We start from the raw sequence: 21727 nt of genomic DNA, 5'->3' as shown, positions 1-21727 counted from the left end.
CGCGGTCACACGAAGAGGACGCTGGAGGCCGCGGGCACGTCCACGGCCCCGGCCCGCCGCGGCACGCCGTCCTCGTCGAGGTCGAACCAGGTGACGTCGCCCGAGCGCTCGTTGGCCGCGTAGAGCCGCCTGCCCGACGGATCCAGCACCAGGTCCCGCGGCCAGCTCCCGCCGCACGGCACCGAGGTGAGGACCTCCAACCGCTCGCCGTCCTCGTCCACGGAGAGCACCACGACGGTGTCCGTGCCCCGTACCGCCGCCCACAGCCGCCGGCCGTCGCGCGAGATCACCGGTGCCGACGGCTGGACGTGGACGTCGGAGCCGTCGGGGAAGAGCGGGAACTCCGCCACCGGCCGCAGCTCGCCCGAGGCACCGTCCCAGCGGCACACCGTGACGACGGGCCGCAGCTCGCCGAGGACGTAGGCGTGCGTGCCCCGCGGGTGGAGCACCAGGTGGCGCGGGCCCGTGCCCGGCGGCAGCGGCACCGAGGCGTGCAGGCGCGGTCCGCCGGTCGCCGGGTCCAGTTCGCAGACCCGCACCGCGTCGGTGCCGAGGTCGACGCTCAGCACCCAGCGCCCCGACGGGTCCGGCACCACCTGGTGCGCGTGCGGGCCCTCCTGCCGCTCCGGGTCCGGCCCTGACCCCTCGTTGCCCAGCACGCCGCCCGGCGCGCCCGGCACGCCGTCGGCGCCCAGCGGCAGCGCGGTGACGCTGCCCGAGCCGTAGTTGGCCGTCACGACATGGCCCGCCACCACGGCGAGGTGGGTCGGATCGGCGCCCCGCACCGGCACCGGCACGCCGAGCGGCACGGGTGCGGGCCCGGCGACGTCGAACGCGGCCACCGCCCCCTCGGTCCGCTCGGAGACGCAGTAGAGGACCGGCCCGCCGTCGGCCCGCCGCCCGAGGGCGAGGTAGGACGGGTCGGGCACCGTGTCGACGACGGCCGTCGGGGTCAGCGCTCCCGTGCCGGGATCCACCGTCGCCTGGACGATCCCCCGTCCGCCGCTCGACGTGAAGGAACCGATGAAGGCCCGTGGGGCCGCAGTGCTCGTCATGCCGGTCAGCCTAGGAGCCGCACGGCCGGGCCGCCCGCGGGTCCACCCGCCGGGATGCCACGAACGCACCAACCACCGCGGGGACCGTTTGCGGCCCGCCCGAGCCTCGGGAAGGGTGACAACGACAGGCCGTGGCGCCGGCCCGTGACGACCGCGGGCGCCGTGGCGGCGCCGGCCCGTGACGACCGCGGGCCGCGACGACCACAGGCCGCGGCAGCGGCGGACCGCGACGGCCACGGGCCGCGAGGACGCCGGGCCGTGCGGCAGGCGGGCAGGCAGGCGTGCGGGCAGGCGGGCAGGCAGGCGTGCGGGCGTGCGGGCAGGCAGGCGTGCGGGCAGGCAGGCTGGCGTGCGGGGCGGACAGGGCGCGGAGGGAGGAGACGGCATGCAGGATCCCGACCCGGCGTACCGCCCGGTGCGCCGGCCCGACGGCTACCTCCCGCTGGAGGACCTCGGCCTGATCGGTGACGGCACCACCGCGGCACTCGTCGGCCTCGACGGCTCCGTCCCCTGGATGTGCCTGCCGCGCTTCGACTCCGCCCCCGTCTTCTGCGCCCTGCTCGACCACGCGCGCGGCGGCCACTTCACCGTGGCGCCCGAAGACCTGACGGAGGCACGGCAACGGTACGAGCCGGACACCGGCGTGCTGCACACCGAGATGCGCAGCCGCACCGGACTGGTCCGGGTCACCGACGCGCTGGTCCTGCGCTCCGGCGCCGACATCGGCGAGGACGTGTCCTCCGGCCGCAGCGAACTCGTCCGCTCGGTGCGGGTCCTCGACGGCGAGGTGCGCCTGCGGGTGGACGTCGAACCCCGCGGCGGCGCGCGCACCGACCAGCTGTTCAGCGGACTCGAGCTGCGCCCCGCCGGCCGGCCCGACCTGCGGCTCCACCTGCGCTCCAGCCACCGGCTGGACGGGCGGCACACCGTCCACGAGCTGCGCCGGGGCGACCGCCTCGACCTCGTGCTCTCCTGGGGCCGCTTCCACCGGCACCACCGCTTCGACGCGGAGACGGTGCTGGGCGAGACGGCCGACGCCTGGCGGCGGTGGATGCGCTCCTTCGCCTACGAGGGCCCGCAGGACGCGCTGGTGCGGCGCGCCGCCATCACCCTCAAGCTCTGCGACGACTGGGTCAACGGCTCGCTCGCCGCCGCTCCCACCTCCTCGCTGCCCGCCCCCTTCGGCGGCGTCCGCAACTGGGACTACCGCTACACGTGGATCCGCGACGCCGCGTTCACCGTGTTCGCCATGCGCCGCATCGGCTTCCAGGGCGAGGCCGACGCCTTCCTCGGCTGGGTCCTCGACGCGTTCGAGCAGAGCCGTGTGCCGCGCATCATGTACACCCTCGACGGCGGCCCGGTGCCGGAGGAGACGGAGGACGCCGGACTCGAGGGCTACCGCGGCTCCGCCCCCGTCCGCTGGGGCAACGGCGCGGCCGACCAGAGCCAGCACGACGTGTACGGCGAGATCCTGGACTGCGCCGACCAGTGGCTGCGCCGCGGCGGCGAACTCCAGCCCGCCGTGTGGGCCGGACTCGCCCGGCTCGCCGACGCCGCCGAGAACGCCTGGCGCCGCCCCGACCAGGGCATCTGGGAGATCCGCAGCGAGGGCCGACCCTTCACCTACTCCGCCGGGATGTGCCAGGTGGCCCTCGACCGGGCCGCGGGCATCGCCGAACGCTTCGGGCTGCCCGGCGACGCCGGCCGCTGGCGGGCCGCCTCCGAACGGCTGCGCACCCTCGTCCTGGACGGGTCGTGGGACGAGCACGCGCAGACGCTGAGCGCGCACCTCCACGGCGGCGGCGTCGTCGACGCCAGCCTGCTCAACCTTCCGCTGCGCAAGGTCGTCCCGGCCGACCACCCCAGGATGGTCGCCACCACCCGCGCCGTCGCCGAACGCCTCTCCGCGGGCAACGGCCTCCTCCACCGCTACCTGCACGAGGACCACCCCGACGGACTGCCCGGCGACGAAGGGGCCTTCGTGCTGTGCAGCTTCTGGATGGTGGACAACCTGGCGGCCCAGGGGCGGCTGGAGGAGGCCGAGGACCTGTACGCGTCCCTGTGCGCGCGAGCCAGCCCACTGGGGCTGCTCTCCGAGCAGATCGACCCGACCACGGGAGCATTCATGGGCAACTTCCCGCAGGCCTTCAGCCACATCGGGGTCATCGCGAGCGGCGTCAACCTCGCACGGGCGCGGGCCCGCACCACGGAAGGCGGCAGGCGATGACCGTCCGACGACTCGCCGTCCTCGGCGGCACCGGCGACCTGACCGGCCGCTACCTCCTCCCCGGCCTGGCCGCCCTGTACGCAGGCGGCCACCTCGACGACCGGTTCACGATGACCGCCGCCGGCCGTGACGAGCACGACGGCGAGCAGTACCGGCAGTGGGCGGCCGCCCAGCTCGAACGCCACGGGGCCGGCCTGCCCGCCGACGCCGTGCGCGCGGTCACCGCGGCCTGCGACTACCGCAGGGCCGACGTCACCGACCCCGCCGAGGTGGCGGCCGTCGTCGCCGGGGACGAGCCGGTCGCCGTCTACCTCGCCCTGCCGCCCGCGCTGTTCGCCCCCGCCGTCACCGCCCTGCACGACGCCGGACTGCCGCCCGGCAGCCGCATCGTGACGGAGAAGCCGTTCGGCGAGAGCCTCGCCGACGCGCGGGAACTCAACCGGCTGCTGGCGGACGTGCTCCCCGAACGGGCCGTGTTCCGCGTCGACCACTTCCTCGCCATGACCACCGTGCAGAACCTGCTCGGCAGCAGGCTCGCCAACCGGGTCCTGGAACCCATCTGGAACGGCACCCACATCGCCGAGGTCGACATCGTCTGGGACGAGACCCTCGCCCTGGAGGGCCGGGCCGGCTACTACGACCACGTCGGCGCGCTCAAGGACATGATCCAGAACCACCTCCTGCAGATCCTCTGCCTCGTCGCCATGGAACCGCCGCTCACCCTGGGCGAGCGCGACCTGCGCGACCGGAAGGTGGACGTGCTGCGCTCGGTGCGCCGCCTGACCGACGCCGACGTCGTGCACCGCACCCGCCGGGCCCGCTACTCCGCCGGCCGCGTCGGCGACCACGACGTGCCCTCGTACACCGACGAGGAGGGCGTCGACCCGTCGCGGCGCACCGAGACCTTCGCCGAGGTCGAACTCGAACTGGACAGCTGGCGCTGGGCCGGCACGCGGTTCCGGCTGCGCACCGGCAAGGGGCTCGGCCGCGACCGCATGGAGGTCGCGGTGCGGTTCCGGCCGGTCCCGCACCTGCCGTTCGGCCACGACGACCACGTGCGGCCCAACGTGCTGCGGTTCGGCCTCGACCCGGAAAGCCTCAGCATGGACATGAACGTCCTCGGCTCGCAGGTGGAGAGCCTCACCCAGGTCTCCCTGAGCGCCCGGATGGACCCGCCCGAACTCCCCGCCTACGGCCGCCTGCTCCTCGACGTGCTGCGCGGCGACCCCGCGCTGTCCATCCGCGCCGACGAGGCCGAGGAGGCCTGGCGGGTCGTGGAGCCGGTGATCTCCGCCTGGGAGCGGGGCCTGGTCCCCCTGGAGGAGTACCCGGCCGGCTCCGACGGCCCGGCCCGGCGGCACACCCCCGAGCGGCGGGAGGACCTCCTCCACCAGGACGCGGTCCTGCCGCCGTGACCCCGCCGCCCGTGGAACACGAGACAGGCGCCGGCCGCGGTGGAGGACGGCCCTGCGTGGTCGTCCTCGGCGTCTCCGGCGCCGGGAAGTCCACGGTCGCCCGGCTCCTCGCCGACCGCCTCGGCGTGCCGTTCGCCGAGGCCGACGACTTCCACCCGCCCGGCAACGTCCGCAAGATGGCCTCCGGCGTCCCCCTGGACGACGAGGACCGCCGGGCCTGGCTGGAGACCGTCGGACGCCGGCTCGCCGACCACGCGGCCACCGGCAGCGGGGGAGTGGTGGCCTGCTCCGCGCTGCGGCGCCGCTACCGCGACGTGCTGCGCTCCGCCTGCCCCTCCGCCCTCTTCGTCCACCTCACCGCCCACCGGGACGTCCTCGCCGCCCGCCTGCACGACCGCACCGGGCACTTCATGCCCGAGTCGCTCCTCGACTCGCAGCTCGCCACGCTGGAACCCCTCCAGCCCGACGAACGGGGTGTCACCCTCGACGCCGCGCCGCCGCCGGAGACCGTCGCCGACCGCGCGGCCGAGGCCGTCGGGGCGGCCGCCGGTCCGTGACCGCCGCCGGCCGGGCGGCGTCACCCGGACGGGCCGGTGCGGTCGCCGCCCGCACGCCACGGGACCACGCTGGCACCGTGGCGGAAAACGCCGCTGGTTCCGCACCCGGACGAAAGGTGACAGCCATGGCGGGCATCCCCGGTGAGGTGCGACCCGACAGGACAGGCCCCGACGGCGGACGGCCCTCCACCCCCGGGGAGTTCGCCGGCATCGGCATGGTGCTCAGCGGTGTGCTGAGCATCCTCCAGGGCATCGCCGGGGTCGCCCGGGACCGCCTCTTCGGCACGCCGACGCACTACGAGTACCGCTTCGACCTCACGTCCTGGGGCTGGATCCACCTCGTCGTCGGCGTCGCCCTGCTGGTCGTCGGCGTCGCCCTGCTGCGCCGCGTCCCGTGGAGCCGGTCCGCCGGGCTCGCGCTCGCCTCGATCAGCCTGGTCAGCCAGTTCATGTTCGTCCCGTACTACCCGGTGTGGTGCATCGCCGTGATGGTCCTGGACCTCATGGTCCTGTGGACCCTCGCCCGGCTGGCCGACTGACGCGGCCCGGCGCCCGCCCGGCGGGCAGGCCCGGACCGCGAGGTCGTGACCGCACGGTTCCCCCGAGGCCGTGCGGCTCTCAGGCGTCCACGGACTCCCGCGCCCCGGCGCCCCGCACCGACGCGGCGGCCCGGGCGGCCCGGTCCGGCATGGTGAACGCGAAGGCGGCGGCGACGGCGGCGACCCCGGCGAGCACCAGGTAGGCGTCCTGGAAGGCGGAGACCGGAGGCCGGGCCTCCGCGCCCATGCCCACGGCCGACGCCGAGGCCAGCACCGCGATCGCCACCGCCGGGGCCGCCGCGCCGGCGGCCTGCCGGACCACGGTGTTCAGCGTGGAGGCGTGCGAGACGTCGGCCCTGCCGATGCCGGTGAACGAGGCCACCGTGGTGGGCATGAAGACCCCGCCCATCGCCGCGCCCAGCAGGAACATCAGGCCGCGGAAGGTCCAGAGCGAGGAGTCCGCGTCCAGCCGGGAGAACGCCACCAGCACCAGCGCCACACCGAGCAGGCCGTAGCCCGCGAGGCGGCGCGGGCCTATCCGGGCGTACAGCGGGGTGACCAGCTGCATGGTGAGCAGCACGCCCAGCGCCTCGGCGAAGGTGCTGGAACCGGACTCCCAGGCACTCAGCCCCAGGCCCTGCTGGAGGAAGAGCGGGCCGAGGAACATCGCCCCCATGAAGGCGAGGAAGCCGAGGAACGCGGTGACGTTGGTGTCGCGGAACAGGCGGTCGGTGAACAGCCGGAACTTCAGGGCCGGTTCCGGCACCCGCAGCTCGACGGCCACCGCGGCGGTCAGCAGCAGCGCGCCGCCGACCAGGCCGAGCAGCACCGGGACGCTCCCCCAGCCGGCCTCCGCGCCCTCGCTGACACCGAACATCAGCCCCGCGGTGCCGAAGGCCGTCAGCACCAGACCGGGCACGTCCAGCCGGCCGGGCACGTGGTCGCGGTGCTCCTCGAGGAAGACGAGGCCGAACACGAGCACGGCCACGCCGATCGGCACGTTGGCGTAGAACACCCAGCGCCAGGTCATGTTGTCGACCAGCCAGCCCGCCCCCATGGGGGCCAGGGCGGGCGCCACCTGCTGCGGGATGATCATGTAACGGGAGACCTTGACCTGCTCGGCCAGGCTGAAGGTGCGGTAGAGCAGCGCGCCGGTGACGGGCAGCAGGATGCCGGCGGCCAGACCCTGCAGGGCCCGCCACAGGACGAGTTCGCCCAGCGAACCGGCCAGGCCGCAGAGGCCGGAGGCGGCCGTGAAGACGGCGAACGAGACGAGGACGGTGCGGCGCCCGCCGAAGCGGTCGCCGAGCCAGGCCGACACGGGCACGGCCAGGCCGACGCAGACCGGGTACACCACCACGACGGCGTCGAGGCCGGCGGTGGCCAGGCCGAAGTCACGTCCGATGGAGGGCAGGGCGACGGTGGTGCCGGCTCCGTCCACGATGGACATGAACGCGGTGATCACACAGACGACGGGAACGACGATGCGTTGGTCGAGGCGAACGGGCATGTGCTGAGCATACTCAGTATGTGTAGGCTCAGCACATCCGCAGGAAGACGCGGGGAAGAGTTCGCGCCGGGTCCGAGCCGCCGCCCCGACCGCCGCACCGGGTGCGGTAGGAACGGGGGGTAGGGACACAGGCGCGGCGGGAGCCGCACGGAGCAGGGGAGCGACAGGTGAGGGACGTACCGGGGAGCAGTGACCCACTGGTCGACGAGTTGTTCGCGACCACCCACCGCCTGCGGCTCTTCGTCGACGGCAGACTGGCCGAAAAGGGCACCACCGTGGCCCGGTTGAGGGCCCTGAGGTTCCTCGCCCACGCCGACGAGCCGACGCGCATGCGCGACCTCAGCGACATGCTCGGCGTCGCCGCCCGCACCGCGACCAGCCTGGTCGACGCGCTGGAGCGGGACGGCCTGGTCGTCCGTCTCCCGCACCCCAGCGACCGCCGCGCCCACCTGCTCGCCCTCACGGACGCCGGCCGGGCCTGCCACGAGGAGGCGGAGAACATGGACCAGGAGGCCCTCAGCACCGCCACCGGCGCCCTCACGGACGAGGACCGCGCCCTGCTGCGGACCCTGCTGGCCCGCATTCGCGACACCGTCGCGGTCGCGGACGGGAGCGTCCCGGAGGGGAGCGTCGCCGAGGGTGCCGGGCGGTGGAGTCCGCGTGACGGAGGTGGCCGATGACCGCTCTGCCCGATCCCGTGTGGCCCGTGGCCGTGCTGGCCTTCATCCAGTTCGGCGACGGCCTCCTGTGCCTCGGGCCCGTGCCCTTCGTGCGGCGGTGCTTCGAGGAGGTGCGCTTCCCGCGGAAGTGGTGGTGGCTCACCCCGCCCCTGAAGTTCGCCGCGGCCCTGGGGCTGGTCGCCGGCATCCGGCTGCCGGTGCTGGGCGCGGTGACCGTGTGGGCGCTGGTGCTCTACTTCCTGGTGGCGATCGCCTTCCACGTCCGCGCCCGGGACTTCGGCCGGAACCTCCTCCTCAACGCGACGGGGATGCTCCTGATCTGCCTGCTGGTCGCCGTGTACAGCTTCGGCCCGTAGCGCCGCCCCCCCCCCCCGGCGGCCCGCTCAGTGCTCGACGGGCTCGTCGGTCAGTTCCTGGCCGCGCAGCAGGCGCCAGGCCATGACGGAGGCGAGCAGCAGCAGGACGGAGCCGACACCGGCGGCCAGGGCCACCCCGTCGACGAAGGACTCGCGCGCCGCCCGCAGCAGCTCGGCGGCCGCGTCACCGGGCATCTGCCCGGCGGCCACGACGGCTCCGGCGAGCGACTCGTGGGCCGCGTCCGGTGTGCCGGCCGGGCCGGTGAAGCCCTGGTAGACGTTGGTCACCACGGATCCCAGCAGGGCGATGCCCAGGGCGGTGCCCAGTTCGTACGCCGTCTCCGAGACCGCGGAGGCGGCGCCCGCCTGCTCCTTGGGAACGGCGGTGAGGATGACGTCCGAGGTGACCGTGAAGGCCAGTCCCGCGCCGAAGCCGACGGCCAGCAGCGCCGCGCCCAGCAGCGGATAGCCGGTGGTCCGGTCGAGCGCGGTCAGCGCGCCCAGGGTCAGGCCGATCAGGCCGACCCCGCCCGCGACGACCGCGCGCACCGAGTAGCGGCGTGCCGCGGTGCCGGCCAGCAGTCCCGCCGCCACCGAGCCCACGGCGGCCGGGAGTTCGGCCAGGCCGGCCTCCATCGGCGGCCTGCCCTGGACCAGTTGCAGGTACTGCGAGAGGAAGAAGAGCAGCCCCGACAGCCCCAGGATGGTCAGCAGGTTCGCCATCACCGCACCGCTGAAGCCGCGGTGGCGGAAGAGCCGGACGTCCACCAGCGGCACCGGAAGGCGGCGCTGGCGCCGGACGAACGCGTGGAGGGCGACCGCGCCCAGCAGACCCGCCGCGGCGGTGGGCCAGGTGAACCCGTGGGAGGCGGCCTCCTTCATGGCGTAGACGACACCGCCCATGCCGACCAGCGACAGCAGGACGCTGGGCACGTCCCACGGCCCCGGCGAGGGGTCGCGCGACTCGGGGAGCAGCTTGGCGCCGACGAGGACCAGCAGGGCCATCACCGGAAGGTTGATCAGGAAGACCGAACCCCACCAGAAGTGCTCCAGCAGGGCGCCGCCCACGATCGGGCCGAGCGCCATGCCCGCCGAGGCCGCGGCGCTCCAGATGCCGATGGCGAGGGAGCGTTCACGGGCGTCGTGGAAGACGTTGCGGATCAGGGCGAGGGTGGAGGGCATCAGCGTGGCGCCGGCGACACCGAGCAGCGCCCGGGCGGCGATCATCATCTCGGGCGTCTGCGCGTAGGCGTTGAGCACCGAGACCAGCCCGAAGGCGGTCGCGCCGATCAGCAGCAGGCGTTTGCGGCCGATGCGGTCGCCCAGACCGCCCATGGATATCAGCAGGCCGGCGATGACGAACGAGTAGGCGTCGCCGATCCACAGCAACTGGGTGCCGGACGGCTGGAGGTCCTCGCTCAGGAAGGGCGTCGCGAGGCCCAGCACGGTGGCGTCGACCGCCACCAGCAGCACCGCCAGGACCAGGACGCCGAGGGCCAGCCAGCGTCCGGGCCGCCCCAGCTCGCCGCTGTCCTTCCGTTCGGCCGTCCGCAGGTGACCGGTCATCACGCGTCCTCCTTTCGGACCGCACCGCCGAGCAGCAGCTCGACCACCATGCGGCCGGCGTCGTTGCGGGCCACCCGGCCGTCGGCGACGGCCCAGCTGCCGGCCGCCAGCAGCCCGTAGAGGGCCTCGGTGAGCCAGGCCGCGCTCAGGTCGATGCGGAACTCGCCGCTCTCCTGCCCCCGGCGGAACAGGCCGGTGAGGCGCTCCTCGACGCGGAGCCAGCCCGCGTTCAGCTCCTCGCCCTCGAAGAGCTGGTTCTCGGTGTAGAGGAAGGCGAGCAGGCCCGCGCAGGACTGCATCTCGCGGACCAGGCGGCGCACGGCGTCAACGGCCGGCCCCTCCTCGGGGCGTGCCGCCTCCAGGGCCGCCTCGCACTCGGCGATGCCCAGCTCCTCCAGGGCGCGGACCAGCGCGTCCCGCCCGGCGAAGTGCCGGTGCAGCGTCGCCCTGCTGATCCCGGCGGCCCGGGCCACCTCCTCCATCGTCGCCGTGGAGCGCCGGGTGAGGAGCTCGGCGGCGGCGCGCAGCACTGGGTCACGATCGAAGCTCATGACTCAACGGTACCTCATGTGAGACACGTATGTCTCACGGGCGGCTTTCACGTCTCAATGGGGAGCGGGGGGAGTGGGGGAGTGGGGCGAGGGGAGGGGGCTGGTTTGGGTAGACCGACCTACCTATAATCTGCTGACGTGATGATCGGAAGTGGCAGCGGGGGCGATGGCGTGGGGCTCGGCGACGCGGGGAACGGCGGCGACGTGCGTGAGGCGGAGGGCGGGCGGCGGCGGCCCGCCCGGGAGCGGCTGCTGGAGGCGGCCGCCCGGCGCTTCTACGCCGACGGCGTGGCGGCGACCGGAATCGACACGATCACGGCCGAGGCCGGCGTGGCCAAGATGAGCCTGTACAACAACTTCGCCTCCAAGGCGGACCTGGTCAGGGCCTATCTGGACGCACGCCACGAGGAGTGGCTCGGTCTCTACCGGGCCCGGCTGGAGCGGGCCGCGGGCCCCCGTGAAGGAGTGCTCGCGGTCTTCGACGCGTACGCCGACCACGCGGCGTTCGCCTACGAGCGCGGCTTCCGCGGCTGCGGGCTGCTCAACGCCGCGGCCGAACTCCCGGCCGGCGACCAGGGGCGGACGGTGGTCCGCGCCCACAAGGAGGAGGTGGAGCGCCTGATCGCCGGACACCTGGAACGGCTGGCGCCGGACCGGCCCGACGAGGCGCGCGCCACGGCGGAGCACCTGGCCTTCCTCCTGGAGGGCGCGATGGCGCGGGCCGGCCTGGAGGGCGACGCCGAGCGCGTCCTGCGCGCCCGCGCCCTCGCCGAGGCCCTGCTGGACCGGCTGTGAAGGGCGCCGGCCGCGGCGGGCCCGCGGGCATCGGCGCCCTGGGCGTGCTCACCGCCTCCGTGCTGTGGGGGACCACCGGCACCGCCGCCACCTTCGCCCCGGGGGTGGGCTCACTGGCGATCGGCGCCGTGGCGATGGGGCTCGGCGGGCTGCTCCAGGCCCTGGTCGCGGCCCGGCGGATCGCCCGGCACGCGCCGGCGCTGCGTGAACACCGGGCCCTGGTGCTGCTCGGGGCCCTGTCCGTCGCCGTGTACCCCCTCGCCTTCTACACCTCCATGCGCCTGGCCGGCGTGGCCGTCGGCACCGTCGTCTCGCTGGGCATCGCGCCGTTGGCGTCCGCCCTGATCGAGCGCGTGCTGGACGGCCGCCGGCTGACTCCCCGCTGGACGGCCGCGGCCTGCCTCGGCCTGGCCGGAACCGTCCTGCTGTGCCTCGCCGAAGGCGGCCACCGGGGCGCGGCAGGGACCTCCACGGCGGACACCCTGCTCGGCATCGGCCTCGGGGTGGTCGCCGCCCTCACCTACGCCCTGTACTCCTGGGTCGCGCACCGCCTGATCACCCGCCGCATCCCCTCCCGCGCGGCGATGGGCGCGATCTTCGGCCTCGGCGGACTGTTCCTCCTGCCCGTCCTGTTCGCCACGGGCGCCCCGCTCCTCGACTCCTGGGGCAACGCCGCGGTCGGCGTCTACATGGCGCTCGTGCCCATGTTCCTCGGCTACCTGCTCTTCGGCAGCGGCCTCGCCCGGGTGCCCGCCAGCACCGCCACCACCCTCTCGCTGCTGGAACCGGCGGTCGCGGCCGTCCTCGCCGTCCTGATCGTCGGGGAGCGCCTTCCGGCCGCCGGGTGGACGGGCGTCGCCCTCGTGGTCGCCTGCCTGGTCGTCCTGACCGCGCCCACCGGTGGCGGCCGTCGCCCGCTGGCCGCCGGCCGGGCCGCCACCACCGCTGGGCTCGAGGAAGCCGCCGCGGCGCACCGGGCCGACTGAGCGTCGTGCACCGGCCTGGAACCGGTGCGTCAGTCGGGTCCGGCCGGAGGAGCCTGAAGACGGCCCGGGCCGTGGCGCGCCGTGCCTGAGGCGTGCCACGGCCGACGGGTGCATCGCGGCCGGGGCGGCCGGTCCGCCCGCCGGCCGCGACGATGCCCGCCGCCGGTGGCATCTGCCCGGGTCGGGACGAGGTCTACTCCGGTCGGTCCGTGGTGCCTGTGGCGTCCGGCGTGTCCGGGGCGATCTCCGTGATCAGCCCCTCCACCAGCGTCCGGATCTCGTCCCGGATCGGGCGCACGGCCTCCACGCCCTGGCCCGCCGGGTCGTCCAGATCCCAGTCCAGGTAGCGCTTGCCGGGGAAGACCGGGCAGGAGTCGCCGCAGCCCATCGTGACGCAGACGTCCGACGCGCGGACCGCGTCGAGGGTGAGCACCTTCGGCGTCGCCCGCGAGATGTCGATGCCGACCTCCGCCATCGCCTCCACGGCGGCAGGGTTGACGCGGGCGCCCGGCGCGGAGCCCGCGGACCGGACCTCGACCCGGTCCCCTGCCAGGTGAGCCAGCCACCCCGCGGCCATCTGCGAACGGCCGGCGTTGTGCACGCAGACGAACAGGACGGACGGCTTGTCGGCCATGGTGATCGTTCCCTCTCGCCGCACGACGGGACCCGGCCGCCGCTGACTTCGGCCGCCGCTGGTATCGGCGGACGGCCGTGTGACAATATCAGCGCATGCTGACTTCAGTCGATCCTGATGTGATCCGGGCGCTGGGCGATCCCCTCCGACTGAGGATCGTGACCCTGCTGGCGCGCGAGACGCTCTGCACCACGCACCTCGTCGAGGAGACCGGAGCCCGGCAGACCAACCTGTCCAACCACCTGAGGGTGCTCCGCGAGGCCGGACTGGTGGAGACCGAGCCCTGCGGCCGCTTCACCTACTACCGGCTGAAGCCGGAGGTCCTGACCGCGCTGTCCGGGCAGTTCGCCGCCCTGGCCGACTCGGCCCGTGGCGCCGCACGGAACAAGAGGGCCTGCCCATGACCTCCACCGGGCCCACCACGGCCACCGCGCCGGACCCGGCCGCGGACGACTCGATCGCCGGCCGGCTCACCGCCCTCGACCGCTACCTCGCGGTGTGGATCCTCCTCGCCATGGCCGTCGGCCTCGCACTGGGCCGCCTGGTCCCCGGCCTGGGCGGCGCCCTCGCGACGACCGAGATCGGCGGCGTCTCGCTGCCGATCGCGCTCGGCCTGCTGGTGATGATGTACCCGGTTCTCGCCAAGGTCCGCTACGACCGGCTCGACCGCGTCACCGCCGACCGCAGGCTGATGGCCGCCTCCCTGGTCGTCAACTGGATCGTCGGCCCGGCGGTGATGTTCGCGCTGGCGTGGATCTTCCTGCCCGACCTCCCCGAGTACCGCACCGGCCTGATCATCGTCGGCCTGGCCCGGTGCATCGCCATGGTGATCATCTGGAACGACCTCGCCTGCGGCGACCGCGAGGCCGCCGCCGTGCTGGTCGCGCTGAACTCCGTCTTCCAGGTGCTCGCCTTCGGCCTGCTGGGCTGGTTCTACCTCGAACTGCTGCCGCGCTGGATGCATCTCGGCGACGGCCGGGGCCTGGACGTGTCGGCCGGAGGGATCGCGCTGAACGTCGTCGTCTTCCTCGGCATCCCGCTGCTGGCCGGCTTCCTCACCCGCCGCCTCGGCGAACGCCGGATGGGCCGCGAGGGCTACGAGCGGACCTTCCTGCCGCGGATCGGCCCGTGGGCCCTGTACGGGCTGCTGTTCACGATCGTCGTCCTCTTCGCCCTGCAAGGGAAGACCATCACTTCCCAGCCCTGGGACGTCGCCCGGATCGCGCTGCCGCTACTGGTCTACTTCGCGGTGATGTTCTTCGGCACCTTCCTCCTCGGCAAGGGTCTGGGCCTGGCCTACGACCGCACCGCCACCCTGGCGTTCACCGCGGCGGGCAACAACTTCGAGCTGGCCATCGCGGTCGCCATCGCCACCTTCGGCGTCACCTCCGGGCAGGCGCTGTCCGGCGTCGTCGGCCCCCTCATCGAGGTACCCGTTCTCATCGGCCTGGTGTACGTGGCCCTCGCCTGGCGCCGCCGGTTCGCCCCGGACGCGGTGACGACGGCCCCATGACGCGGCGGACGGACGTGGCCTCGTGACGCGGCGGACGGCCGACGGCAGCCGCGCCGAGGCGGACGCGGTCGTCCGGTGCACCGGCTTCCGCCCCGCCCCGGCCCACCTCGCCCCCCTGCGCCTGCGCGGCCACCGCGGCCACCTGGCCACCACCGGCACCAGGGCCGCCGACGAGCGTCTCCACCTGCTAGGCCACGGCGACCGGACCGGCCCCGCCTCCGCCACCCTCATCGGCGTCGGCCGCCCCGCCCGCGACGCGGCCCGCGCCGTCGCGCGGCTGCCGGGCGACGACTGAGGCACCCGGTCCTCCACCGGGGGCCGCGTGGACCGCTCCCTGGCGACAGGTGCCGTGAAGTTGCGTCGATGCGGGAGGCCGGCCCGCCCGGAGCACGCTGCGGATATGCTCTGTGGCCGGACCGGGCGAGGGGGCGCAAGATGGACGGCGCGATCGAACTGGCGCAGTTGATAACGCAGTTGAGGAGCGAGCTGAGTCGGGCCATGGCCGACGGGGAGGGCGCCGACCTGCGCTTCGAAGCCGAGCAGGTGGAACTCGAGCTCACCGTCGGCGTGGAACGCAGCCGCGAGCCGGGCGCACAGTTGAAGTTCTGGGTCCTCGAGGTCGGAGCGGCCGCCCGACAGGCGACGGCGGTCACCCAGCGCATCAACCTCACGCTTCGCCCCGTCCGTGGCGACCGCCCGGATCAGCCCGCGCTGATATCGGGCGACGAACTCCTGGACGAGTACTGACCTCCATCGTCGAACCCGCCGCCAGGCACGCGGAAGAGAGCCGGAGCCGTCGATGACCACAGCAGAGCCCTCCACCGCGGGCATCGACCCGCGGCGCATCGCGGAGATCATCGTGGTGACCCGTGGTGGCAGACGCCGGGGTTCGGGTTACCGCGTCACCCGCACCTCCGTCCTCACCGCCGCACACGTCGTCTCCGACGCCACCCAGGTGACCGTGCGCTGCGAGGCGGACCGGCCCGGAGAATGGTCGGCCGTGGCCGCCACGGCCTGGACGGACCCCGCACTGGACCTCGCCGTACTCACCGTCGAGGCACCGGCCACGGCTGCCGACGTGGAGCCCGCCGCCTTCGCCCGCATCCCGGAGGAACGGCACGCCGTCGTCCCCGTCCACGCAGCCGGCTTCCCCCTGTGGAAGCAGCGCAGGAGGCCGGAGGGAGGCACCTTCCGGGAGCTCCACCAGGCCGACGGCACCGTCGCCGCCCTCTCCAACCTCCGGACCGGAACGCTCGAGATCACCGTCGCTCCGGCAGGCGCCGATCCCGACCCGAAGGCCTCCCCCTGGGCGGGCATGTCGGGGGCCGCCCTCTGGGCCGGCGACCGGATCGTCGGCGTGGTGGCCGAACACCACCGCTGGGAAGGCTCCGGCCGACTCACCGCGGTCCGCATCGACACGGCCCTCCGCCAGGCCGACGACGCCTCGGCCGCCGCCTTGGCCGACCTGCTCGGTGTGCCCCGGACGACCGGCCTGCCCCCGGTCGGCACCGGGACCGGAACGCGCGGGCCCGCAGGCCACGACCGGGACACACGCGCGTCCCGCCCTGTGAAGAGAGTCATCGGACTCCCCGTGACCCACGGGATCGAACTCTTCAAGAACCGGACCGAAGAGCTCGCCCGGGTCGGCTGGCACCTCGCGGACCCGACCGTCCGCCTGGTCTCGGTCGTCGGACGGCGCGGCATGGGCAAGAGCGCGCTCGCGGCCAAGCTGATGGAACAGCTGGACCACGGCCTGTGGCCCGGACGTACCCGGATCCCCGTCGTCTCCGGACTGGTCAACCTCAGTACGCGAACCTCAGGGATCTCGCTGGAGCGCCTCTACTTCGACTGCGCCCGCCTGCTCCCCGCCCACCTCCGCACCCACCTGGAGAGGGTCTGGGCGGACAACCTTCCGGTCGCCGACCGGATCCAGGAACTGTTCGACGCCCTCGATGGCCGGCTGTTCGTCGTCCTGATGGACAACTTCGAGGACCTCCTGACCGACGAGGGCGAGGTCACCGACGAAGAGATCGCGGTCTTCCTGGACTGCCTGTTCCGCACCGAGGCGGGGCCCCGCCTGCTCGTCACCACACAGATCCCCCTGCGACTCAGGCCGGAGCTGCGCAGGTTCGCCGCACAGGTCGAGCTGACCGACGGGCTCGGGGCGGACGAGGCGGTCGAACTGCTGCGGGAGCTGGACCGCGACGGCGCCCTCGGCCTGGCCGAACTCTCCGACGAGGAACTGCTGAGTGCCTCGGTCCACGTCCACGGAGTGCCCCGCGCCCTCGAACTCATGGTGGGAGCCCTGGCCGAGGACAACGCCGAACTCCCCACCCTCCACGAGATCCTGGAGGACTTCGTCCAACGCGAGAACGTGGTCGAATCCCTCGCCCACGACCGCTACCGCCGCCTCGACGCCGGCAGCCGCACCGTGATCCAGGTGCTCGCCGCCCTGCGGACACCGGCATCCCGCGCGACCCTCGAGGAGATCGTCTCCCGCGTCGACCCCGAGGTGGACCTCGGTCTGGCGCTCAGCAAGCTGCTCCAGGTGCGCCTCGTATCGGCCGACCGAACCACGCGGACCTTCTCCCTGCACCCGATGGACGCCGATCTGGCCTACGCCGACCTGTCCCGGCACAGTCCCGCGGGGCGCCGCGCCATCGAGCGCAGGATCGCCGACCGGTACGCCAACACCGCCAGACCCAGGCCCGCATGGCGCACCCTGGACGACCTCGAGCCACTGCGGCGGCAGTTCCTGCACCTGGTCCGCGCCGGGGACCACGACGACGCCGCCATGGTCCTCGGCGAGATCAGCGAGTGGATGGTGTGGAAGGGATCCGTCCTCACCGCCCTCTCCTTCCACGTGTTGATCGACGACCTGGTACGTGACGACCGCGCCCGCCTCGCCCACCTGGTCCCCTACGGGCACGCGCGCCTCAGCGGCGGGCCTCTGGAACAGGCCCTGGACCTCTTCCGGCAAGGAGCCGAGCTCGCCGGACGTCTGGGCGACCCCGTCGCCCTGCAGAGCGCCGTCTTCGGACTGGGTGACACCTACCGGCAGATGGGCAGGCCGGAGGACTCCGTCGAGCCGCTGACCAGGGCAGGCGAACTGGCAAGGGAGAACGGCGACACGGAGAACGAGATCCACTCCCTGCTCTCCCTCAGCCTGACCCTCAGCTACTCGAGCAGAGGTGAGGAGGCGCTGGCCGCCGCCGAGAAGCTGCGGGCCCTCGCCGCGCAGACGGGCGACCCGCTCACCGAGGCACGAGCCTGGAACGCCCGCACCATCTCCCTGCTGACGCTGGGCCGCTGGGAGGAGACGGTGGTCTCGGGGGCACGTGCCGCCCAGGCGTACCGCACGGCGGAAAGCCAGGAGGCGGTCGCCTACGCGCTCAACGCCCAAGGCATCGCCCTCCTCGCCCTCGGCCGCACCGACGAAGCGTCGAACGTCCTGGAAGACGCCCTGCGGGAAGCCTCCCTGATGCAGAACCCCCGCGCCGAGGGTGTCTGCCTCTGCAACCTCGCCTGGGCCTACTGGAGGTCCGGCCGGTGGGACGAGGCCGCCGCATGCGCCGAGCGGGCCTCCGCCGCCCTCCAGATCGCCGGCGCGACGGAATGCTCCGCCGCCGGGGACCTCGCGTCGGCGGCCCGCGCCATGGCCAGGTCCGAGCCCGCGGCCGCCGCCGCGGCTCTGACCGGAGCGGCCGGCGCCCTCACCGGCAACGCCGAGGTGATCTCCGCGTCGTGGCTCCTGCAGCAGGCCGAGGAGCTTGGAGCCGCCGGCACCTGACGGACGGACCTCGGCCGGGCGCCCGCCGCCGGGGTCCGGGCCAGGCGGGTGCCGGGTCAGGCAAGCGGGGTGCCGGTCTCCTCGGTCAGGGTGTGCAGGAGGCGGTCCTGGAAGGCGGTGTCGTGGACCGCCGGGTGGGGGCGCCGTCGTTCGCGGTGGTACCAGTAGCCGCCGGTGGTCAGGGCCTCGCGGTCGTCGGAGGCGGCGAGCCACTCCTGGGTGCGGTGGCCGAGCTCCAGGTCGTCCGGGGCGCCCGGGCCGCCCATCTTCGTCGGGACCCAGCCCGGATCCACCGCGTTGCTCGGCACGCCGGGCCGCAGCCGCGCCACCGCGGCGGCGAGGGCCGTGACGAACAGCTTGCTGTCGGCGTACGACCCCGGGACCGCGCCGCGCCAGTCCACCCCGGCCAGGGAGGGCCGGCCGCCGAAGTGGGAGCCGCTGCTGAGGTACACCAGACGGCGCGCGCCGCCCACCAGCGCGGTCAGCAGGTAGGGGGCCACGACGTTGACCGGCATGACCGCCGGCCCGCGCCACACGCCGGCGTTGTGGATCACCGCGTCCAGCGGCTCACCCCCGTTCAGCTCGTCGGCGATGCGGCGCACCGCGTCACGGTCGGTGAGGTCGCCCACGACCAGGCGGGCTCCCCGGGCGGTCAGCGGGGCGAGGTCCCGTGCGCGGCCCTCATCGCGGGCGTGCACCACCACCTGGTGTCCCGCGGCGAGCAGGGAGTCCGCCGCGGCCCGCCCGAGGCCGTCCGCGGAACCGGTCACGAGGATGCGACGCATGAGGTACCTGTCCCTTCGGTGCTGCCTTCGGTGCTGCCTTCGGTGCTGCCTTTGGTGCTGCCTTCGGTGCCTTCGGTGACGGCGCGGCGCTTGCGCGGACGGGAGGGCCCGTGTCGTCCAGCGAACAACACCGACCGGCCGTCGGCGAGTCGCAGCGGAGCCGGGGCAGCCCTCCCCGGGGCGTCACGCACCGGGCGCACCGGGCGGCCCCGGCCGCCGCTCCGCGGTCCGCCGTGGGGCCGTCGGTACGGCGAGCACCATGGTGAGGCCGCCTCCCGGGGTGTCCTCGGCGTCGAGCGTGCCGCCGACGGCCTCGACGAAGCCGCGGGCCACGGCGAGACCCAGGCCGACGCCGACGCCCCTCGGCGCGTCGCCGTACCGCTGGAAGGGCTCGAAGATGCGGGCCTTGGCGTCGTCCGGCACCCCGGGCCCCCGGTCGACGACCCGGACCTCCACGCGGTCGGCGAGGGCGCTCGCGGACACCAGCACCTTCGCCTCCGGCGGGCTGTACTTCACGGCGTTCTCGACGACGTTGGCGACGGCCCGCTCCAGCAGGCCGCGGTCGACGTGGATCATGGGCAGGGTCTCGGGGATGTCGAGCTGCACGCTGTCCCCGGGCACCCCGCCGAGTGCCTTCGGGACCACCTCGTCGAGGTCGGTCTCCCGGATGAGGGGGGTCACCGTGCCGGTCTGGAGCCGGGACATGTCGAGCAGGTTCCCGACCAGGTGGTCGAGGCGGTCGGCGCCGTCCTCGATGGCCTCCAGGAGGTCCGCCCGGTCCTCCTCGGACCATTCGACGTCGTCGGCGCGGAGCGAGCTCACGGAGGCCTTGATCCCGGCGAGCGGGGTGCGCAGGTCGTGGCTGACCGCGGCGAGCAGCGCGGTCCTGATGCGGTTGCCCTCGGAGAGCTCCTGGGCCCGGTCGGCCTCGTGCTGCAGGCGCGAGCGCTCCAGGACGACGGCCGCCTGCGCGGCGAACGCGGCGAGCACCCGGCGGTCGGAGGCGGGCAGCACCCGTCCGGAGAGGGTGAGGGCCGTGTGGGCGCCGGCCGGGACGTCGACGTCCGCCTCCTCGGGCGTCGCTGCGGGCCGCTCGCCCACGCTGCCGACACAGGTCCACGGGGCGGTCTCACCGGCCCGCTCGAGCAGCGCCGCCGACTCCATGCCGAACGTCTCGCGCACCCGTTCCAGCAGCGCGTCGAGCGTCGTCTCCCCCCGCAGGACGCTTCCGGCCAGGAAGGACAGGATCTCCGACTCCGCGCGCAGCCGGGCCGCCTGGTGGGTGCGCCGGGCCGCCAGGTCCACCACGGAGGCCACGGACACGGCGACCCCGACGAAGACGAGGAGGGCGACGATGTTCTCAGGGTCGGCGATGGTCAGGGTGTGGACCGGCGGCGAGAAGAACCAGTTGAGGAGCAGGGAGCCCGCCACCGCCGACGCCAGCGCCGGCACCAGGCCGCCCACCAGGGCCGCCGCGACCGTCAGCGCCAGGAACAGCAGCATGTCGTTGGCCAGGCCCACCGACGGCACGGCGGCGATGAGCAGCCAGGTCAGCAGGACGGGGCCGAGGACGCCGACCACCCAGCCGCCCGCCACCCGGGCCCGCCCCAGCCGTCCGCCGCGCGCCACCGGCAGCCCGCGGCCCCTGCCCGCCTCGGCGTGGGTGACGAAGTGGACGTCGAGGTCGGGCCCGGACTCGCGGGCCACGGTGGCGCCCACGCCCGGCCCGAAGACGTACTGCCAGGTCGGGCGCCGGGAGACGCCGACCACGATCTGGGTGGCGTTGACCCCGCGGGCGAAGTCGAGCAGGGCGGCCGGGACGTCGTCGCCGACGACCTGGTGGAACGTTCCGCCGAGGTCCTCCACCAGCGCGCGCTGGACGGCCAGCTCCTTCGGCGAGGCGGTGCTCAGGCCGTCGCTGCGGGAGATGTACACGGCCAGGACCTCCCCGCCCGCCCCCTTCTCGGCGAGCCGGGCGGCCCGGCGGATCAGGGTCCGGCCCTCCGGCCCGCCGGTCACGCCGACGACGATCCGCTCCCGCGATCCCCAGATGGCCTGGACGCGGTGCGCGCTGCGGTACTCGGTGAGGTACTCGTCGACCCGGTCGGCCACCCACAGCAGCGCCAGTTCCCGCAGGGCCGTCAGGTTCCCGGGCCGGAAGTAGTTGGACAGCGCCGCGTCCACCTTGTCCGGCTGGTAGATGTTGCCGTGCGCCATACGGCGGCGCAGCGCCGGCGGGGACATGTCGACCAGCTCGATCTGGTCGGCCCGCCGCACGACCTCGTCGGGCACGGTCTCGCGCTGCCGCACCCCGGTGATCGACTCCACGACGTCGCCCAGGGACTCCAGGTGCTGGATGTTGACGGTGGAGACGACGTCGACGCCGGCGTCGAGCAGTTCCTCGACGTCCTGCCAGCGCTTGGCGTTGCGGGAGCCGGGGACGTTGGTGTGGGCCAGCTCGTCGACCAGGGCGACGGCGGGCGCCCGCCGCAGGACGGCGTCGACGTCCATCTCGGTGAAGACGGCGCCCCGGTACTCGATCTCCCTGCGCGGCACCATCTCCAGGCCGTGCAGCATCACCTCCGTGCGGGGCCGGTCGTGGTGCTCCACGAAGCCGACCACGCAGTCGGTGCCGCGCTCGGTCCTGCGGTGCGCCTCCGACAGCATCGCGTAGGTCTTGCCCACGCCGGGTGCCGCGCCGAGATAGATCCTGAGCTTGCCGCGTGCCATGTCATTCCTCGGGGCGACGGCCCGGACGGGCCGGGGGT

19 protein-coding genes and 1 pseudogene are annotated in these 21727 nt (G+C 74.2%); 13 read left to right on the top strand and 7 right to left on the bottom strand.

The genetic code is table 11. The features are described from left to right. Positions 1-5: 5 nt before the first annotated feature. Positions 6-1055 (bottom strand): lactonase family protein, encoded by a 1050-nt coding sequence (locus ABZ836_RS14475; RefSeq protein WP_361142076.1) that lies wholly within the window; start codon positions 1053-1055, stop codon positions 6-8. 385 nt (positions 1056-1440) lie between these two features. Here ABZ836_RS14475 and ABZ836_RS14470 point away from each other — a divergent pair, with 385 nt between their 5' ends. The 4 genes from ABZ836_RS14470 to ABZ836_RS14455 all read left to right on the top strand — a co-directional run bounded on the left by ABZ836_RS14470 (position 1441) and on the right by ABZ836_RS14455 (position 5793). Further along, positions 1441-3282 (top strand): glycoside hydrolase family 15 protein, encoded by a 1842-nt coding sequence (locus ABZ836_RS14470; protein WP_361142075.1) that lies wholly within the window; start codon positions 1441-1443, stop codon positions 3280-3282. After that, complete coding sequence (locus tag ABZ836_RS14465) at positions 3279-4697, top strand: glucose-6-phosphate dehydrogenase (protein ID WP_361142073.1); 1419 nt, start codon at positions 3279-3281, stop codon at positions 4695-4697. Before ABZ836_RS14470 ends, ABZ836_RS14465 begins: the two co-directional genes overlap by 4 nt. Before the next feature lie 11 nt (positions 4698-4708). After that, a complete protein-coding gene (locus ABZ836_RS14460) occupies positions 4709-5254 on the top strand; it encodes a gluconokinase (protein ID WP_356139168.1) in 546 nt (181 codons plus the stop codon). Between the two features lie 125 nt (positions 5255-5379). Next, positions 5380-5793 (top strand): hypothetical protein, encoded by a 414-nt coding sequence (locus ABZ836_RS14455; protein WP_361142071.1) that lies wholly within the window; start codon positions 5380-5382, stop codon positions 5791-5793. Between the two features lie 79 nt (positions 5794-5872). Here ABZ836_RS14455 and ABZ836_RS14450 read toward each other — a convergent pair whose 3' ends face one another. Further along, on the bottom strand, positions 5873-7303 hold the full coding sequence (locus ABZ836_RS14450; protein WP_361142069.1) for a DHA2 family efflux MFS transporter permease subunit: 1431 nt from the start codon (positions 7301-7303) through the stop codon (positions 5873-5875). Between the two features lie 167 nt (positions 7304-7470). Here ABZ836_RS14450 and ABZ836_RS14445 point away from each other — a divergent pair, with 167 nt between their 5' ends. Continuing rightward, positions 7471-7983: a MarR family winged helix-turn-helix transcriptional regulator gene (locus tag ABZ836_RS14445; protein WP_356139163.1), complete on the top strand. Its 513-nt coding sequence runs from the start codon at positions 7471-7473 to the stop codon at positions 7981-7983. Further along, positions 7980-8339 carry a DoxX family protein gene (locus ABZ836_RS14440; protein WP_361142066.1) on the top strand — a complete coding sequence of 120 codons (360 nt, stop codon included), beginning with the start codon at positions 7980-7982 and terminating at the stop codon, positions 8337-8339. The genes ABZ836_RS14445 and ABZ836_RS14440 overlap by 4 nt, the downstream gene beginning before the upstream one ends. Positions 8340-8366: 27 nt before the next feature. Here ABZ836_RS14440 and ABZ836_RS14435 read toward each other — a convergent pair whose 3' ends face one another. Both ABZ836_RS14435 and ABZ836_RS14430 read right to left on the bottom strand, forming a co-directional pair. Further along, the gene (locus ABZ836_RS14435; protein ID WP_356139159.1) at positions 8367-9905 is read right to left on the bottom strand and encodes an MFS transporter; all 1539 of its coding nucleotides are present in this window, start codon (positions 9903-9905) and stop codon (positions 8367-8369) included. Next, entirely contained in the window at positions 9905-10456 is a 552-nt protein-coding gene (locus tag ABZ836_RS14430) for a helix-turn-helix domain-containing protein (RefSeq protein ID WP_356139157.1), read from the bottom strand. Before ABZ836_RS14430 ends, ABZ836_RS14435 begins: the two co-directional genes overlap by 1 nt. A 138-nt stretch (positions 10457-10594) precedes the next feature. Here ABZ836_RS14430 and ABZ836_RS14425 point away from each other — a divergent pair, with 138 nt between their 5' ends. Next, positions 10595-11251 carry a TetR/AcrR family transcriptional regulator gene (locus ABZ836_RS14425; RefSeq protein ID WP_361142064.1) on the top strand — a complete coding sequence of 219 codons (657 nt, stop codon included), beginning with the start codon at positions 10595-10597 and terminating at the stop codon, positions 11249-11251. Then, positions 11248-12237 carry an EamA family transporter gene (locus tag ABZ836_RS14420; RefSeq protein WP_361142062.1) on the top strand — a complete coding sequence of 330 codons (990 nt, stop codon included), beginning with the start codon at positions 11248-11250 and terminating at the stop codon, positions 12235-12237. Before ABZ836_RS14425 ends, ABZ836_RS14420 begins: the two co-directional genes overlap by 4 nt. Before the next feature lie 193 nt (positions 12238-12430). Here ABZ836_RS14420 and ABZ836_RS14415 read toward each other — a convergent pair whose 3' ends face one another. Beyond that, complete coding sequence (locus ABZ836_RS14415; RefSeq protein ID WP_356139153.1) at positions 12431-12871, bottom strand: arsenate reductase ArsC; 441 nt, start codon at positions 12869-12871, stop codon at positions 12431-12433. A gap of 95 nt (positions 12872-12966) precedes the next feature. On the opposite strand from ABZ836_RS14415, the gene ABZ836_RS14410 reads away from it, so the two are divergent. The 5 genes and pseudogenes from ABZ836_RS14410 to ABZ836_RS14390 all read left to right on the top strand — a co-directional run bounded on the left by ABZ836_RS14410 (position 12967) and on the right by ABZ836_RS14390 (position 18174). After that, entirely contained in the window at positions 12967-13275 is a 309-nt protein-coding gene (locus ABZ836_RS14410) for a metalloregulator ArsR/SmtB family transcription factor (protein ID WP_356139151.1), read from the top strand. Beyond that, positions 13272-14384 (top strand): ACR3 family arsenite efflux transporter, encoded by a 1113-nt coding sequence (gene arsB / locus ABZ836_RS14405; RefSeq protein ID WP_361142059.1) that lies wholly within the window; start codon positions 13272-13274, stop codon positions 14382-14384. The genes ABZ836_RS14410 and arsB overlap by 4 nt, the downstream gene beginning before the upstream one ends. 40 nt (positions 14385-14424) lie before the next feature. Further along, positions 14425-14679: pseudogene (locus ABZ836_RS14400) on the top strand (pyridine nucleotide-disulfide oxidoreductase); the annotation flags it as partial. Positions 14680-14819: 140 nt separating this feature from the next. Next, complete coding sequence (locus ABZ836_RS14395) at positions 14820-15131, top strand: trypco2 family protein (protein WP_356139147.1); 312 nt, start codon at positions 14820-14822, stop codon at positions 15129-15131. Positions 15132-15183: 52 nt separating this feature from the next. Next, positions 15184-18174, top strand: coding sequence for a tetratricopeptide repeat-containing serine protease family protein (locus ABZ836_RS14390; RefSeq protein WP_361142057.1), 2991 nt, complete (start codon positions 15184-15186; stop codon positions 18172-18174). A gap of 56 nt (positions 18175-18230) precedes the next feature. Here the strand turns inward: ABZ836_RS14390 and ABZ836_RS14385 are convergent, their stop codons facing one another. Both ABZ836_RS14385 and ABZ836_RS14380 read right to left on the bottom strand, forming a co-directional pair. Next, complete coding sequence (locus ABZ836_RS14385; RefSeq protein ID WP_356139143.1) at positions 18231-18959, bottom strand: SDR family NAD(P)-dependent oxidoreductase; 729 nt, start codon at positions 18957-18959, stop codon at positions 18231-18233. Between the two features lie 183 nt (positions 18960-19142). Beyond that, complete coding sequence (locus ABZ836_RS14380; RefSeq protein WP_361142055.1) at positions 19143-21689, bottom strand: sensor histidine kinase KdpD; 2547 nt, start codon at positions 21687-21689, stop codon at positions 19143-19145. Positions 21690-21727: the final 38 nt, after the last annotated feature.

Origin of the sequence: Streptomyces sp. NPDC047130 (genome assembly GCF_040643475.1) — a bacterium.
GTDB lineage: Bacteria > Actinomycetota > Actinomycetes > Streptomycetales > Streptomycetaceae > Streptomyces.
The sequence above is the reverse complement of the archived record's forward strand: the minus strand, read 5'-3'. Positions and strand labels throughout refer to the sequence as shown.

What these genes read in the sequence shown, in the direction of transcription:
- ABZ836_RS14475 (WP_361142076.1), bottom strand. Translation starts at nt 1,055, where the DNA reads ATGACGAGCACTGCGGCCCCACGGGCCTTCATCGGTTCCTTCACGTCG.
- ABZ836_RS14470 (WP_361142075.1), top strand. Translation starts at nt 1,441, where the DNA reads ATGCAGGATCCCGACCCGGCGTACCGCCCGGTGCGCCGGCCCGACGGC.
- ABZ836_RS14465 (WP_361142073.1), top strand. Translation starts at nt 3,279, where the DNA reads ATGACCGTCCGACGACTCGCCGTCCTCGGCGGCACCGGCGACCTGACC.
- ABZ836_RS14455 (WP_361142071.1), top strand. Translation starts at nt 5,380, where the DNA reads ATGGCGGGCATCCCCGGTGAGGTGCGACCCGACAGGACAGGCCCCGAC.
- ABZ836_RS14450 (WP_361142069.1), bottom strand. Translation starts at nt 7,303, where the DNA reads ATGCCCGTTCGCCTCGACCAACGCATCGTCGTTCCCGTCGTCTGTGTG.
- ABZ836_RS14440 (WP_361142066.1), top strand. Translation starts at nt 7,980, where the DNA reads ATGACCGCTCTGCCCGATCCCGTGTGGCCCGTGGCCGTGCTGGCCTTC.
- ABZ836_RS14435 (WP_356139159.1), bottom strand. Translation starts at nt 9,905, where the DNA reads ATGACCGGTCACCTGCGGACGGCCGAACGGAAGGACAGCGGCGAGCTG.
- ABZ836_RS14430 (WP_356139157.1), bottom strand. Translation starts at nt 10,456, where the DNA reads ATGAGCTTCGATCGTGACCCAGTGCTGCGCGCCGCCGCCGAGCTCCTC.
- ABZ836_RS14415 (WP_356139153.1), bottom strand. Translation starts at nt 12,871, where the DNA reads ATGGCCGACAAGCCGTCCGTCCTGTTCGTCTGCGTGCACAACGCCGGC.
- ABZ836_RS14410 (WP_356139151.1), top strand. Translation starts at nt 12,967, where the DNA reads ATGCTGACTTCAGTCGATCCTGATGTGATCCGGGCGCTGGGCGATCCC.
- arsB (WP_361142059.1), top strand. Translation starts at nt 13,272, where the DNA reads ATGACCTCCACCGGGCCCACCACGGCCACCGCGCCGGACCCGGCCGCG.
- ABZ836_RS14395 (WP_356139147.1), top strand. Translation starts at nt 14,820, where the DNA reads ATGGACGGCGCGATCGAACTGGCGCAGTTGATAACGCAGTTGAGGAGC.
- ABZ836_RS14390 (WP_361142057.1), top strand. Translation starts at nt 15,184, where the DNA reads ATGACCACAGCAGAGCCCTCCACCGCGGGCATCGACCCGCGGCGCATC.
- ABZ836_RS14385 (WP_356139143.1), bottom strand. Translation starts at nt 18,959, where the DNA reads ATGCGTCGCATCCTCGTGACCGGTTCCGCGGACGGCCTCGGGCGGGCC.
- ABZ836_RS14380 (WP_361142055.1), bottom strand. Translation starts at nt 21,689, where the DNA reads ATGGCACGCGGCAAGCTCAGGATCTATCTCGGCGCGGCACCCGGCGTG.